Source organism: Williamsia maris (genome assembly GCF_024171815.1).
GTDB classification, from domain to species: domain Bacteria; phylum Actinomycetota; class Actinomycetes; order Mycobacteriales; family Mycobacteriaceae; genus Williamsia_A; species Williamsia_A maris.
In genome coordinates this window covers 312,502-326,806 of sequence record NZ_JAMTCJ010000004.1, presented here as the reverse complement: position 1 = coordinate 326,806, position 14,305 = coordinate 312,502, and the positions used below count along the sequence as shown (strand labels likewise).

The 14,305-nt window shown below is 67.3% G+C and carries 17 protein-coding genes; 7 read left to right on the top strand and 10 right to left on the bottom strand.

Annotation, left to right across the window (positions count from 1 at the left end; translation table 11 throughout):
• Positions 1-83 precede the first annotated feature (83 nt).
• Positions 84-638, bottom strand: coding sequence for a YceI family protein (locus LX13_RS20185; protein ID WP_253663123.1), 555 nt, complete (start codon positions 636-638; stop codon positions 84-86).
• Positions 635-2,086, bottom strand: a complete 1,452-nt coding sequence (locus LX13_RS20180; RefSeq protein ID WP_253663122.1) for an acyltransferase — start codon at positions 2,084-2,086, stop codon at positions 635-637. Before LX13_RS20180 ends, LX13_RS20185 begins: the two co-directional genes overlap by 4 nt.
• A 310-nt stretch (positions 2,087-2,396) precedes the next feature.
• Between LX13_RS20180 and LX13_RS20175 the strand changes: the two genes are divergently transcribed.
• Together LX13_RS20175 and LX13_RS20170 are read left to right on the top strand one after the other, a co-directional pair.
• A complete protein-coding gene (locus LX13_RS20175) occupies positions 2,397-2,804 on the top strand; it encodes a YciI family protein (protein ID WP_253663121.1) in 408 nt (135 codons plus the stop codon).
• A gap of 25 nt (positions 2,805-2,829) precedes the next feature.
• On the top strand, positions 2,830-3,975 hold the full coding sequence (locus LX13_RS20170) for an RNA polymerase sigma factor (RefSeq protein ID WP_253663616.1): 1,146 nt from the start codon (positions 2,830-2,832) through the stop codon (positions 3,973-3,975).
• 6 nt (positions 3,976-3,981) lie between these two features.
• Here the strand turns inward: LX13_RS20170 and LX13_RS20165 are convergent, their stop codons facing one another.
• Entirely contained in the window at positions 3,982-4,353 is a 372-nt protein-coding gene (locus LX13_RS20165; RefSeq protein ID WP_253663120.1) for a hypothetical protein, read from the bottom strand.
• Positions 4,354-4,449: 96 nt separating this feature from the next.
• Positions 4,450-5,118 carry a TetR/AcrR family transcriptional regulator gene (locus tag LX13_RS20160; RefSeq protein ID WP_308214770.1) on the bottom strand — a complete coding sequence of 223 codons (669 nt, stop codon included), beginning with the start codon at positions 5,116-5,118 and terminating at the stop codon, positions 4,450-4,452.
• Positions 5,119-5,195: 77 nt separating this feature from the next.
• Between LX13_RS20160 and LX13_RS20155 the strand changes: the two genes are divergently transcribed.
• Entirely contained in the window at positions 5,196-6,341 is a 1,146-nt protein-coding gene (locus tag LX13_RS20155; protein ID WP_253663118.1) for an FAD-dependent oxidoreductase, read from the top strand.
• Between the two features lie 6 nt (positions 6,342-6,347).
• On the opposite strand, the gene LX13_RS20150 is transcribed toward LX13_RS20155, so the two are convergent.
• The 3 genes from LX13_RS20150 to LX13_RS20140 form a co-directional block, all read right to left on the bottom strand.
• Positions 6,348-7,865 (bottom strand): APC family permease, encoded by a 1,518-nt coding sequence (locus tag LX13_RS20150; RefSeq protein WP_253663117.1) that lies wholly within the window; start codon positions 7,863-7,865, stop codon positions 6,348-6,350.
• Between the two features lie 76 nt (positions 7,866-7,941).
• On the bottom strand, positions 7,942-8,298 hold the full coding sequence (locus LX13_RS20145; RefSeq protein WP_253663116.1) for a hypothetical protein: 357 nt from the start codon (positions 8,296-8,298) through the stop codon (positions 7,942-7,944).
• Between the two features lie 47 nt (positions 8,299-8,345).
• Complete coding sequence (locus LX13_RS20140) at positions 8,346-9,116, bottom strand: SDR family oxidoreductase (protein ID WP_253663115.1); 771 nt, start codon at positions 9,114-9,116, stop codon at positions 8,346-8,348.
• Between the two features lie 93 nt (positions 9,117-9,209).
• Here LX13_RS20140 and LX13_RS20135 point away from each other — a divergent pair, with 93 nt between their 5' ends.
• Positions 9,210-9,755: a dihydrofolate reductase family protein gene (locus LX13_RS20135; RefSeq protein ID WP_253663114.1), complete on the top strand. Its 546-nt coding sequence runs from the start codon at positions 9,210-9,212 to the stop codon at positions 9,753-9,755.
• Between the two features lie 27 nt (positions 9,756-9,782).
• On the opposite strand, the gene LX13_RS20130 is transcribed toward LX13_RS20135, so the two are convergent.
• Positions 9,783-10,145, bottom strand: a complete 363-nt coding sequence (locus LX13_RS20130) for a VOC family protein (protein ID WP_253663113.1) — start codon at positions 10,143-10,145, stop codon at positions 9,783-9,785.
• Positions 10,146-10,255: 110 nt separating this feature from the next.
• Between LX13_RS20130 and LX13_RS20125 the strand changes: the two genes are divergently transcribed.
• The gene (locus tag LX13_RS20125; RefSeq protein ID WP_253663112.1) at positions 10,256-10,825 is read left to right on the top strand and encodes a pyridoxamine 5'-phosphate oxidase family protein; all 570 of its coding nucleotides are present in this window, start codon (positions 10,256-10,258) and stop codon (positions 10,823-10,825) included.
• Here LX13_RS20125 and LX13_RS20120 read toward each other — a convergent pair.
• Both LX13_RS20120 and LX13_RS20115 read right to left on the bottom strand, forming a co-directional pair.
• Complete coding sequence (locus tag LX13_RS20120) at positions 10,822-11,895, bottom strand: hypothetical protein (RefSeq protein WP_253663111.1); 1,074 nt, start codon at positions 11,893-11,895, stop codon at positions 10,822-10,824. The genes LX13_RS20125 and LX13_RS20120 overlap by 4 nt on opposite strands.
• Before the next feature lie 38 nt (positions 11,896-11,933).
• On the bottom strand, positions 11,934-12,863 hold the full coding sequence (locus LX13_RS20115; protein WP_253663110.1) for an alpha/beta hydrolase: 930 nt from the start codon (positions 12,861-12,863) through the stop codon (positions 11,934-11,936).
• A gap of 76 nt (positions 12,864-12,939) precedes the next feature.
• Here LX13_RS20115 and LX13_RS20110 point away from each other — a divergent pair, with 76 nt between their 5' ends.
• Both LX13_RS20110 and LX13_RS20105 read left to right on the top strand, forming a co-directional pair.
• Positions 12,940-13,470 carry a TetR/AcrR family transcriptional regulator gene (locus tag LX13_RS20110; protein ID WP_253663109.1) on the top strand — a complete coding sequence of 177 codons (531 nt, stop codon included), beginning with the start codon at positions 12,940-12,942 and terminating at the stop codon, positions 13,468-13,470.
• A 4-nt stretch (positions 13,471-13,474) separates the two neighbouring features.
• Positions 13,475-14,260 carry a sulfite exporter TauE/SafE family protein gene (locus LX13_RS20105; RefSeq protein ID WP_253663108.1) on the top strand — a complete coding sequence of 262 codons (786 nt, stop codon included), beginning with the start codon at positions 13,475-13,477 and terminating at the stop codon, positions 14,258-14,260.
• Positions 14,261-14,305 lie beyond the last annotated feature (45 nt).

Sequence of the window (14,305 nt, the reverse complement as noted above, 5' to 3'; positions counted from 1 at the left end):
GATGTCGTCGCATATCGGGTGCTGCCTGGTGTGGGTGTGCACAGTTCGTGCGCCGTCACCACCGGCCGTCGGTGGCCTCGTGGTCAGGCGCGCTTGGGACGTTCCGCAGCGAACTCGACGGTGACCTCGTCGACGACCTTCATCGCACCCATCAACTGAGAGTAGGGCTTGATGCCGAAGTCGCTCTGCCGCACCACGGCCTCGGCCGACAGACCCCAGGACTCCCCGAGGTCGGCGACCGTCAGATCGACGGTGTGGTCGTGGCTGACGCCGTGGATCTCCAGGGTCCCGATCAGTCGGAAACCGCCGGCGGTCTCGTCGACCGTGTCGGTGCGGAAACCGATGTGCGGGAACCGCTCCGCCTCGAACGTCTTGAGTGCGTTCGACCGAGCGAGTGTCTTCTCGGGTCCGAGCAGCGGGGTGACGCCGCCTTCGCCGTGGACGACGTCGATCGAGTCGACCTCGGCGCTCAGATCGACACCGATCGGGCGGTCGCCGGACCAGTCGACCTCCGCACGCCACCGTGTCACGGCGATCGTGAGCCGATGCCCCATCTTCGAGGCCTTACCGGTGACACCGGTGTGCAGCAGCAGTCGGCAGTCGTCCGATGCGGTGAAGGTGTACCCGGATCCGGTCATACCCGGGCGGACTCGACCGGCTCCGAGGACTCGACGAGGGACCGTTGCCGCCAGAACACGAGGGCCGCGCTGGCGATGAGGAGCGCACCGGTGATCGAGATGAGGTCGCCGGCGAGGAGACCGAAGCCGCTGCGCAGGATGACACCGAGTGCGATCGCGACGACGCCGACCACGATGGAGCGCACCGGGGTCTGGACCTTCCACGACACCATGTTCCGGCCGGTGGTCATGAGGCTGATCGGGCTGCGGCGCAACACCTCGACGATGAACACGGTCAGCGCGACGGTGGCGAGATAACCGATCAGCGCGACGAGCCAGGTCGGGTCGGCCCGGTGGCTGTTGATGGTCGGCTGCAGTTCGTTGAGGGCCAGCGCGTGCGCGAGGTAGATGCCGAACGAGCGGTCGGCGGCGGTGCGGAGGAAGGTGTCGGCTCTGGAGCCGGGGCGTCGTCGCTCCCGCCACATCGAACCGAGCCCGTAGAGCATGGCGATGGTCGCCACGTAGGCGAAGGCGTTGTGCGGCATGAAGACGTTGGTCGCCCGGAACATCTCCTCGCCGACGTCGACCTTGTGCGCGAAGTAGACCAGGGTCGCGGCGAGCACGATGAGCCCGCCGGAGAAGATGAACTTGCGCCATCTGACCGTGAACGCGTGGGCCTTCTCGAAATGCAGTGCCGCGACGATGCCGGCCAGGACGAAGAACTGGTACGGCAGGATCGTGATGAGCAGGTGCCGCCAGATGACGCCCTGGGGCCCCTCCTGGATGAAGCCGGTCTGCGGACGAACCATGAAGTACAGCAGCGCCATGTGTGCGGCGAAGCTCACCGCCAGCAGGTAGCGGTGATATCCCCAGGTCTTCTTGAGGATGATCAGTACGAGCGGGAACACCAGGTAGATCTGCATGCTGACGAACAAGAAGTACAGGTGGTACCAGGCGTTGCCGGTGACGAGGTCGTAGGCGAGGCTCTTCAGCGACAGCACGATGTGGTCGGCGCTGTTGACGGTGTCCTTGAGCGCGTCGAACCCGCCCCCGCGATAGCGCGAATAGATCCAGTAGAAGATCGTCCACGTCACGTACGGGATTCCGATGAGTTTGAATCGCCGTCGCCAGAACTCGATGGGTTTGAGCTCACGGTTGCGGTACTGGTACCCGAGGACGAACCCGGTGAGGAAGAAGAAGCCGTAGCGCGAGTAGCGCACGGTCAGCTCGACGCCGCCTGCGACGGCGTTCGCGGGATTCGCCGCGCCCATGACGACGTGGTCGAGGATGACCGCACCGAAGGTGATGAGGCGGACCAGATCGAGCTGGTAGAGGTGTTTGTCGCGGCCGACCGTGGTGGTGTCGACGGTGGTGACGACCGCCGGCGTGTCATCGGCCTTGGTGTCGCCGATGATCGTCGGTGCCGGGGAGGGCTTCGTCTCCCGTGTCGGGATGTCCAACTCGTCCACGCTCCGTTCCCACCGCCGCGAGCACCCTCGGTCGGCCACAGTCATCGCCAGAAGCCCGTTTTGCCGTATATCCGCAGTACCCGGGCTCGTGGAACGCTAGCAGCCTTCAGGATCGATCGGCGTCTCCACAGGCGCTCACGCACCTGTGAGGTTCCTGCCAGTCGTGGGTTCGGCCAGACGACACCACCCCGACCGGCCCATTTGAGAAAATTCTCGACAACACCGCCGACACGATGTCGAGACAGCGAGCGCGGCTCCGTCCCAGGGGTGGATGCAGCCACCGGGGCGGCACCGACGAGGAGGAACCATCATGGCCAAGTACCTGCTTCTGAAGCACTACCGCGGAGCCCCCGAGGCGCCGAACAACGTTCCCATGGACCAGTGGACGCCGGGCGAGATCGACGCCCACATGCAGTACATGAACGACTTCGCGCAGCGCCTCGAGAGCACCGGGGAGTTCGTCGACGCCCAGGCCCTGTCCGCACAGGGCACGTTCGTCCGGTCGGACGGACCGGGTCGGCCGCCGGTGACCGACGGGCCGTTCGCCGAGACCAAGGACCTCATCGCCGGCTGGATGGTCATCGACGTCGACAGCTACGACCGCGCCCTGACCCTGGCGGGTGAACTGTCCGCCGCGCCGGGCGCAGGTGGGGAACCGATCCACGAATGGCTCGAGCTGCGCCCGTTCATGGGGGTCCCGACCACGGTCGACGAATGACCTCGGAGAGCGGATCGACCCGATGATGGACGACGTGCTCCTGCGGGAGCTGACGCCGGCGGTGATCGGCGTCCTCGTGCGCCGCGGAGTGGAGTTCGCGGCGGCCGAGGACGCCGTGCAGGAGGCGCTCGTCCAGGCCGCCATCACGTGGTCGCAGGACAGGCCCGCCGATCCGAAGGGCTGGTTGGTCACCGTGGCCTGGCGCAAGTTCGTCGACGCCCACCGCTCGGAGGTGGCCCGCCGCGAACGGGAGGAGCGTGCCGAGGCCCAACCCGCCCCCGGCCCCACGGAGGCTGCGGACGACACCCTGCAGCTGTTCTTCCTGTGCGCGCACCCGTCGCTGACGCCGGCCTCGGCGGTCGCGCTGACGCTGCGGGCGGTGGGCGGGCTGAGCACCCGACAGATCGCCGAGGCGTACCTGGTGCCCGAGGCCACGATGGCGCAACGCATCAGCCGGGCCAAGCGGACCGTCTCCGGGGTGCGGTTCACCGATGTGGGCGATCTGGCAACGGTGCAGCGCGTCCTCTACCTGGTGTTCAACGAGGGGTACACGGGCGATGTCGATCTCGCGGCCGAGGCGATCCGACTCACCCGACAGTTGGCGTCGACGACCGACGACGAGGAGACCGCGGGATTGTTGGCCCTGATGCCGTTGCACCATGCGCGACGGCCGGCCCGTACCCGTCCCGACGGGAGCCTGGTCCCGCTGGCCGATCAGGACCGTTCGCGGTGGGACACCGATCTGATCGTCGACGGGATCGCGGTGCTCCGGTCGGCTCTGGACCGGGACCGACTCGGCGAGTTCCAGGCGCAGGCAGCGATCGCGGCGCTGCACGCCGACGCGCAGTCGGCGCAGGAGACCGACTGGGTACAGATCGTCGAGTGGTACGACGAGCTGTACGCCCTCACCCCCAGCCCCGTGGTGGCGTTGAACCGCGCGGTGGCCGTCGGCGAGGCCGATGGTGCGCTCGCCGGGTTGGCCGCGTTGGCGGAGATCGATCCGTCCGTTCCGCGCCACACGGCCGCAGCAGCGCATCTGCACGAGAAAGCCGGGGATCTCAGCGCGGCGGCGGCGCTGTATGCGCAGGCGGCCCACGCCGCCACGAATCTGGCCGAGCGTCAGCACCTGACCCGTCAGGCGGCACGTCTGGGTGCGGCCGAGCGCGGCTGAATCGGTTCAGTTGGTCGAGGTGTTGTTCGACGAATCCGGATCGGGTGTGGACGAGACCACCGTGTAGGTCTCCGTCCGCTTCGGCAGGTAGTAGTCCAGCGGGAAGCACACACTTCGGAAACCACCCGGCTCGATCGAGCCGAGATGGCGAGGGAAGTGTCCCCGCAACCACGCGAAAGGGTCGCGAGACGACACCACGACATCGCGGGCGGTGTCGGGACCGTTGTTCGTGACGAACACGGCGCAGTCGAACCCCGCGGGGCGAATCGCGACGTCGGCACTCGCGGGAGCAGCGGAGGCGCCGCCTGCGCCGATGGTCGACGCTGCGACGACTGCGACGAACACGGCTGCGGTGAGGCGAACGGGAGATCGGTTCACGAGTGACCTTTCCGGTGGTACTGAGGAATACCAATCACTGTCGCACACGCGTACGGGAGTCGACAAGGGTCGAACAGGAATCGTCGGATTCGACGATCACCCCGCGGTCGCGATGCCCGCGAGGAAGATGTCGACGCCGGCGAGGAACTGTTCGCGGTCGTCGTGGTCGCGGACCTGGCTGGACAGATACCGCACGAACGGGAACTCTCTGTCGTCCATCTCGGCCCACCGGACCGCGACGGCGCCGAGGACGACGGATCGGTCGGTGGCGCCGCCGAAGTCCCGGCGGGCGTTCGCAGCGTTTTGACCGGCGACGCCCAGGACATAGCTCACCAGTGCCGACGCGGCGTCGAAGCGTCGCTGCTCGGGAACGCCGAGGGCGGGAAGTCGGCCGCCCAGCGCCTCCCAGATGCGCAGCATCGCGGTCTGCCACGGCTCTCGGGACAGGTGCGTGCCGACCCACGGATGGGCGTCGATGGCGTCGAAGACACCGAGAGCGATCTCGCGTATCGACTCCGCGGGCTGTTCGGAGCCAGTGTCGGTGACGACGCCGGCGATCACGTGTTCGGTTGCCGCCGAGAGCAACTCGGTCTTGTTGGCGACGTGGTGATAGATCGCGCCTGCGCCCGTCGACAACCGCGCGGCGAGGGCGCGGAAGGTCAGCCCGGCTTCACCCTCGGCATCGAGGATCTCCACCGACTCCGCGACGATGCGCTCTCGCGACAGCGCATCCGCGCGTCTCTCGTTCCGTTGACCAGCTGCCATGGGAACCATCTTGACATAGCTGGAACGCTGTTCCAAGATGTGTTGGAACAGCGTTCCAACACGAGAAGGAGAATGCGATGTCCCCATCGATCACGATCATCGGCGCCGGACTCGGCGGATTGGTGCTGGCACGGGTCCTGCACGTGCACGGCATCGACGCCACGGTCTACGAGGCCGACCCCTCGGAGAGCGCGCGCACCCAGGGTGGGCAACTCGACATCCACGAACACGACGGGCAGGTCGCCCTCGAGGCGGCCGGGCTCACCGCGCAGTTCCGTGCGATCGTCCACGAGGGAGGTGAGGCCACCCGCGTCCTGCGGCCCGATGGCGGGGTCCTGCTCGACGAGCCCGACGACGGCCACGGCGCTCGTCCCGAGGTCCTCCGCGGCGACCTGCGCCGCACACTGCTCGATTCCCTGCCTGCCGACACGGTCCGGTGGGGACACAAGGTGACGTCCGTCCGTGCGCTCGGCGACGGGCGGCACGAGATCGATTTCGCCAACGGCTCCACCGCCGTCAGCGACGTGCTCGTCGGCGCCGACGGTTCGTGGTCGAAGGTTCGGCCGCTGCTGTCCGACGCCGCACCGTCCTACGTGGGCACGGTGTTCGTCGAGACGTACCTGCACGACGTCGACGACCGACACCCCGATGCCGCCCGCGCCGTCGGAGAGGGTGCGATGTTCGCCCTCACGCCGGGCAAGGGGATCTCCGTGCACCGCGAGGCCGGCAACGTGTTGCACACCTACGTTCAGCTCAATCGCTCCGCCGACTGGGTCGCGGCGATCGATTTCGACGACGCCGACTCCGCCAGGGCAACCATCGCAGCGGAATTCGACGGGTGGGCACCGGAACTGACGGCGTTGATCACCGACGGCGAGAGCGCGCCGGTCCCACGGAAGATCTTCACCCTGCCCAACGATCACCGCTGGGATCGGACACCGGGCATCACCCTGCTCGGCGATGCCGCACACCTGATGCCGCCGTCGGGCGACGGGGCGAACCTGGCGATGTTCGACGGAGCCGAGCTGGGCCGGGCCATCGCCGATCATCCCGGCGATGTCGACGCTGCCCTGGCGGTCTACGAGGAGTCGATGTTCGCGCGCAGTTCGACGATGGCCGTCGAGGCACACGAGACCCTGGACCTGTGCCTCGGCGACACGTCGCCGTTCGGGCTCATCGACCTCATCACCGGCGTCGCGGCGGGGGAGCGGGCCGCCCGCTGACGCGGCCTACCGGTCGGTGTCGTGCGCGGCGACCGGTTCGTTCTCGGGGTCCTGGCCGAGATGCACTGCGCCCCCACCCGCGGGTTCGCTCTCCAACACGTCGCGGTCGAACAGCATCATCTTCGCGAAGTACACACCGCCGGTGGCGATCAACCCGACAACGATCAGCGTGGGGACGCGAGCATCGTCAGGGGTGACGAGCACGAACAGCGCGCCTGCCACCCAGATCATCGCCACGATGGCGACCGGGAGCTCGAAACGGCCGAGGCTGAAACCCCCCTGCTTGCTCTCGAGCCGTGGACGGACCACCAGGTACAGGACAATGGTCGCGCCGTAGATGAGGGCGGGCAGGACCGTCCCGCCCAGGATCAGCTGGAGGAGCGCGTCGCCGGGCAACGCAACCATCAGCACGACGCCGATGACGAGCACCAGGACGGTCGCGGCGACCGGCGTTCGGGTCGTCGGGTTCACCCGCGCGAGGACCCGGTGGCCCGGGAATCGCTCGTCACGCGCCATGGCGAACACCTGTCGTGCGCAGGCGGCCATCACCACCATCCCGGCGCCGAACATCGCGAAGGCGATGCACGCGAGCAGTATTCGTTCCATGACCGGTCCGAGTTGCTCGCGGATGATCGCCGCGACCGGTGAGCCACTCGCGCTGACGGCATCGATGTCCTTGATCGAGACGGTCAGGGCGATCAGGAACAGGAGCCCGGCCACACCCGCCGCGACCACCGACGCCACGATTGCGCGCGGCACGCTGCGGAAGGGATCCCTGGCCTCCTCGGCGAGATTCGCCGCCGAGTCGAATCCGACGAGAGTGGTCAGGCCCATGAGCATTCCTGCCATCAGCCCACCTCCGACGGCGTAATAACCGGCATTGCCCTCCGTCACGCCGCGGGACCCCAGGTTCGCGACATCACCGCTGCCGGTGAACACCACGACCGCCGCGAGCGCGATGATGATGACCGCCACGATCGCGATCTCGATCCCGACGGCCGCGGAGGTGACCATGCCCAGCAGACGCGTCGAGGCGATCACGAGGACGACCTGGATGAGAATGATGGCCACCGTGAGGATCCGGGCGGTGTCCTCGTCCGGTTGCATCCCGACCAACGGCATGAAGGCCTGACTGGCCAGGGCGTTGTCCATCGCGACCGTCGCGGTCGCCAGGTACCAGAACGTCAGCCATCCGAACAGCCAGCCCACCTTGGGGTTCGCGAGTCGCGACGCCCATTGGTACGACGACCCCGAGAGCGCGATCCGGGCCGCGAACTGCGCGACGACGAATGCCACCAGCGTCTGCCCGATCGCGGCGACGATCCACAACCAGATGCCCACCGGTCCCGCGGTGGTGAGCACCTGTCCGTAGGTGGCGAAGATGCCCACCGCAACCGATATGAACGCGAAGGAGATCGCGAACACCTGAAACGATCCGAGTGACCGCTTCAGTTCTGGACCCGACGCCCCGTCGGGGTCGAGATCTACCGTGTCGACCGCGCGCGTCGTCTTCTCTGCCGTCATCGAGAATCCGATCGTCGTGCCGATGATCAGGAAACGATAGATCAGGAATTGTGCTGGTCAGCCGCGAATTTCGGAATCAACGATCGCTACCGACGATTTCGGTGAGCTCCGTGCCGGGAGGGAACGGCAGCGTGTATTCGTCACCGATGTCCCCGATCGCATCCGACACCGCCGTCGTGACCACCACCCGGTCGTCGTACAGCTGGCGTATCCGCACCCGGCGACCGCGGTGGTCGAACCGGTTCAGCAGGAAGCGCAGACCGATCTCTTCCAGGACCTCCTCTGCCAGTGGCCATTCCGACACCGCGGCGAGAGACCGCCCCAGTCGGTCGACGGGGATCAGATCCGGTGCTGCGGTCTCGAGATCGATCCAACCGATGACCTCGCCGTCCTCACGACGGTGCGGTATCCAGTGCTCGGGAATCGCGGACATGGCAGTGAGGGTAGCGAGGTGGACATCCGTACGTCGCCACCTTTTCGTCAGCGGTGGGTCAGGCCGCCGTCGACGGCGTACCGCGACGCCGTCACATACGACGCGTCGTCGGACAGCAGGAACGCCGCGACCGCAGCCGCTTCCCGGGGTGTACCGACACGACCGAGTGGAACGCTTCCGAGAACCGTCTCCTCGAATTCGGCGCGGGTGTCGGGGGGCATGAAGTCACGGAAGCCGGTGTCGATCGGCCCGGGAACAAGGGTGTTGACGCGAATTCCGCGGACGGCCAGTTCGGAGGCCCATGTCTGCGCTGCGGCGATCAGCGCGGCCTTGCCCGCGGCGTACACCGCCGTCGTGGGAGCCGCCTCGTACACCGACGTCGAGGACGTCACCAGAACCGAGGACCCGGTGTTCAATCGTGTTGCGAGGGCGGCCAGCTGGAGGAACGGTCCGCGGACGTTGGTGGCCATGAGCGCATCGAAGGATGCCGCGTCGACCTCGGCCACCGGCGCGGTGGCCGCGAATCCTGCGTTGAGCCATAGCCCGTCGATTCCGCGCGAACCCATGGCCGCGAGAAGATCCGAACCCGTCGTAGGCGACGACGCATCGTTGGCCACGACCAGAGCATCCGGGAACGATGAGCGGAGATCGTCCAGGCGATGCGAATCGGTGCCGGTGAGCACGAGATCGGCACCCTCCGCCGCCAGACGTTCGGCTCCTGCTCGACCGATCCCACTGGTCGCCCCGGTGATCACGACGCGCTTGCCTGCGAATCGATCGGTGGACGCGGGGAGTCGGCTCGACGGGATGTCAGACATGGCCTTCACGGTTTCACGGGTGTGGCGCCGTGTCGAGGTCGGCGGTGGGTCCGATTGCACCACTGGTCATCTCGTCGCGAGTAAACTGAGCCGATGCAACCGCTTCGGTACTCCATCAACGTCACGCTGGACGGGTGCTGCGATCACCGATCGATGGTCCCCGACGAAGCCCTGCACCGGCACGCGGCACAGATCCTCGCCGGCGCCGACGCTCTGCTGTTCGGTCGGGTGACCTACGAGATGATGGAGTCCGCGTGGCGGCCTCCGTCGGACGGGACGAGACCCGAGTGGATGGAGCCCTTCGCCCGGACCATCAGCGCGGCGAAGAAGTATGTGGTGTCGAGCAGTCTTCCCCGGGTGGACTGGAACGCGGAACTCATCACGGGCGACGTGGAGGCGGCGGTCCGGGCGCTCAGGCAACAGTCGGGGCGGGGAATCTACGTCGGCGGGGTACAACTCCCCATGGCGCTCGCCGAACTCGGCCTCATCGACGAATATCAGTTCGTCGTGCACCCCAGAGTGGTCGGCCACGGGCGCCGACTGTTCGAGGGACTCTCTGCGCCGCTGGACCTGACATTGGTGGACAGGGAGGAATTCGAATCCGGCGCGGTCGTGATGAAGTACGTGCCGAGGCGCTGAGCACGTCTCCCCGCGTCCGGCGCGCCGTCAGCTGCTGACGATGCAGAACGGGTGCCCGGCGGGGTCGAGGTACACCCGGAACCCCTCGAACGATTGACCGGGTACCGCCGTGGCCCCGAGCTCGAGGAGTTGGCGTTCGGCCTCGTCGAAGTCGGTGACCTGTACGTCGAGATGGAACTGCTGACTCGCGTGCGGATCCGGAAACGTCGGCGGGCGATGCTCGGGGGACGGTTGGAACACCAGGTTGGCGCCGCCCAGTCCACAGTTCAGCTTCACCCATGAGGGGTCGGCTGCGTCGAGATCCCCACCCAGCACTCGCTGGTAGAACGTGGCCAACCCGACCGTGTCCGGGCAGTCCAGGATCACGGCGTTGACGAAACCGATTGCCATGTCATCACCTCTCGTGTGTGCGGTGTGTAGAACCGTAGCCAACCACCCGAGCACGCGCAGGCGGTCATCTCGGGAACCGGGGCCGTTCATCGCCAACTACGTTGAGCGACATGGGCAAGGTCTTCGACTCGATCGACAGCACGCTGCGCTCGTGGATAGAGAAACAACCCATGTGGTTCGTCGCGACCGCCCCACTCGCGGGTGACGGCCACGTGAATGTCTCGCCACGCGGCCACGACTCGTTCTCGGTCCTCGACGAGCACCGCGTCGCCTGGGTCGACTACACCGGCAGCGGTGTCGAGACCATCGCCCATCTCCGCGAGAACGGGCGCATCTGCATCATGTTCACGGCATTCGACGGCCGTCCACGGATCGTCCGTCTGCACGGACGCGGGACGGTGTCGCTACCAGGCGAGCCCGCCTTCGACGAGGTGGTGGCGCGACACCCCTCGAACCCCAGCACCCGTGCCGTCGTCATCGTCGAGGTCAGTCGGATCAGCGATTCGTGCGGATGGGGTGTTCCCGTGATGGAGATGGTCGACGAACGTGACCTCATCCGGTTGCACGCCGAGAAGAAGGGCGTCGACGGGATGATCGACTACCGCACCCAGAAGAACGCGCGGAGCATCGACGGGCTCCCCGGGTTGGACTCTCCCGCCCACCGCGAGAGACCTCGCTAGACGCTGTCGAGATCGCGACGGTCCAGCACCGCGCACGCGGCACCGGCAAGCAGCACGAATCCGGTCGCCGAGGCCAGCAGTGTCGCCTCCGGGTGGCCCCGTGCGACCGCGGCACCGATCGCCGCTCCCACCACCCCGGCGACCGCGGCAACGATCAACTGCGGCAACATCTGTCGATCCCATCCCCGCCACAACGCGACACCGACGATCACCGCACCGGACACCATCGACAACGGCGCGACACCGAAATTGATGCCGTACCGCACGGCGAGCGCGGGTACGGCGAAGACGACCAGGAACCATCCCAACGACCGTGCGGCCGAGGCGGCGACGGGACGCGGAGGTGCCTCGCGACGTGCCCACAGGCGCGCACCCATGAGAGCGAGCGCGGCGACACCGACCAACGGAGACCACGAGATGGCGTGCCCCAGGTTGTACAGCGTCGCCACGTCGTACACCGCCAGCACGATGCAGCCCAGCGCGGCGGCCGACAGCGCGAAGGGCCACAACGCCGGTGGTCCGGGACGACCGGCCGACAGCAGCGGCATGAGCACCGGCGTCGTGACGGCCGCGATCACGCGGATGACGATGTCGGTGACCGTGTACGGGTTGTGCAGGTCCCACTCGACGAGGCAGAACGTGGTGGTGAACGACGCCGAGATCAGCCAGCGAGCCGCGATCACCCGCCCGAACACATCGGCACCGAACCATCGACAGACGAGCAGGTAGGCCAACATCACGAACGGCAACTCCAGGGCTGCCTGCACATGCAGAACCGTCCACGACCACGCGGGCAGGGCGTCGGCGACCGGACCGAGATCGGCCATGTCGAACCAGCCGGACGGTAGGTACGTCGCCACCGGCGACGGGTCGCCGTTCCACACCTGCTCGACGAACGCGGTGAACAGGACCTGGTTGACGAACATCGCCGCGACGACCACGCCCAACCACGTGCCGGGATGTCGCAGGACGCCGCCACCGCCACGAGAACTCGACCCGAGTCGGGGCACCCACAGCACCGCGAGGACGCAGGACGCGATGATCACCCCAGCCAGAACCAGTTCCCCCACACGGTGAGAGTAGGTGGCCGGCCCTGCTCACCTGCAGATCACACGCGGGGACCGACCGGCACCGCCTCCTGGAGGAACGCGAGTTGGTCAGCGACCACGGTCGGGAAGTACGGATCGACGTAGGGATCGAAGTGACCGCAGTCGTACCGCCGCAGCGTTGATCGCGGAATGACGTCGGCGACCTTCACCGCCGCCGCGGCGGGCGCGATGTTGTCCTCCGATGCCACCTGGATGAGCGCCGCGCACGTGATCTTCCGTGCGGTCCGGGCGGGGGAGTAGAGGCCGATCTTCACGAGGATCCGTGCCGCCACGGTCTCCGGGTAGTCGCCTCGTTGCAAACCGGATTCGGCGATGAGTCGTGTGAACCCGGCGATCGCACCGGGAGAGGCCAGAGCCGCCACCGACCCTTCCGACCCGATCGCCTCGACGTATCGCGGCGGTCGGCCGGCGAACGACCCGAACAGATCGGCGAGAGCGATCGGCGTCAGCCGGAGGGCTTGCCGGAGGCCGGTGGCGCGGACTGCGGCGGGACCGCTGACGTGCGGCACCTGCGCGACGATGGCGGCCAACCGCTCACCACCACCGGCGAGGCTCAGCACATGGCCACCCGCGAACGACGTGCCCCAGCCGACGACCCGTTCGGCGTCGACGACGTCCAGCGAGCGCGCGAACCGGATCGCGGCGCGCCAGTCGTCGAGTTGCGACGGCACGTCGAGCAGTTGGCGGGGTTCGCCCTCGCTGTCACCGAAGTAGCGGTAGTCGAACAGGACCACCGCATAGCCGTCGCTCGCGAAACGGGCCGCGTAGGCGGGCAGACGGATCCCGCGGATTCCCCCGAAACCGTGCGCCATCACGATCACCGGCACCTGGCCGGTCGGCGCCGTCGGCCGGTACACCGTGGCGGCGCAGCGGACTCCCGACGATGAGAAGAACTCGTCGGTCCGGGTGAACTCGTCGTCGTTCAACATGGGTGTCGCCTCTCCTCTTGATCGGTGTTCAAGGAACATACCGCGCTCTTGATCGCCGATCAATTAGGGTGTGGGGATGCCTGCCAACCGTCGCCCTCGTGCACGGGAGGAGAAGCGGGACGAGATCGTCACCTCCGCCCGCCGACTCTTCGTCGACCACGGATACGACGAGACGTCGTTGAGCAAGATCGCCGCTGACGCCGGGGTGACCACCAACACCGTCTACTGGTACTTCGCGGACAAGGACCACCTGCTGGTCGCGGTCCTCGAAACTCTGCTGGCCGAGGCGATGTCGCGGTATGAGCCCATCGCGGCGCGCCCGCTGGGGGACAAGATCATGTTCGCCGTCGACGAGTTGTCGGCGATGCGCAACCTCGTCGACACGGTGCATTCGCGGCGCTCGGTCTCGCCGGTGATCGATCGGTGGCACGACACCTTCCACGGGGTGGCCGATGCGCTCACGCGGGACGACCTACCGCCCGAGACCGCCGAGGCCGCGAGCCACATCATCGCCTTCGTCGTCGAGGGTCTGCTGACCCATCCCGGGGACGACACCGAACGGCGGGCCATCGTCGATCTGCTGGTCGACCGCATCGCCGCACACTGATCCGGTGTCGATCTGGGAAGTGGTCGCGATCCTGGTCGCCGGTGTCGGCGCCGGGGCCATCAACGCCGTTGTCGGCAGTGGAACGCTGATCACGTTCCCCACCCTGGTCGCGTTCGGCTTCCCACCGGTGACGGCGACGATGACCAACGCCGTCGGCCTCGTGGCCGGCGGGGTGTCGGGAACGTGGGGTTACCGCCGCGAGCTCGCCGGGCAGTGGCCGCGCCTGCGCTGGCAGATACCGGCGTCGCTGGTCGGTGCGGGTATCGGCAGTTGGTTGCTACTGCATCTGCCCGAGAAGGCTTTCGAGACCATCGTCCCCGTGTTGCTGGTTCTGGCGCTCGCACTGGTGATCGTCCAGCCCCGCCTGCAGCGGTGGACTGCGTCGCGCACCACCCAGGTGCCCGACGATGTCCACGACACCGCACTGCGGCCAGGGCGTCTCCTGCTGGTCATCGTGTCGACGTTCGCGGTGGGAATCTACGGCGGGTATTTCACCGCCGCGCAGGGAATCCTGCTCATGGGCGCGATGGGTGTGATCGTCACCGACAACCTCCAGCGACTCAACGCCGCCAAGAACCTGCTGTCTTTGATCGTCAATGTCGTTGCGGCGTTGACCTACACAGTTGTCGCGTTCGATCGGATCGATTGGGCTGCGGCCGGGATCATCGCGGTCGGCTCGCTGGTCGGTGGGGTGATCGGGGCCAGGTACGGACGCAACCTCTCGCCGACCGCTCTGCGCGGCGTCATCGTGGTGGTCGGGATCATCGGTCTCTGGCGCCTGTTGGCCTGACCCCCGCATCTTCGGATTGCACGCCCGATCGTCAGCGATGTTTCC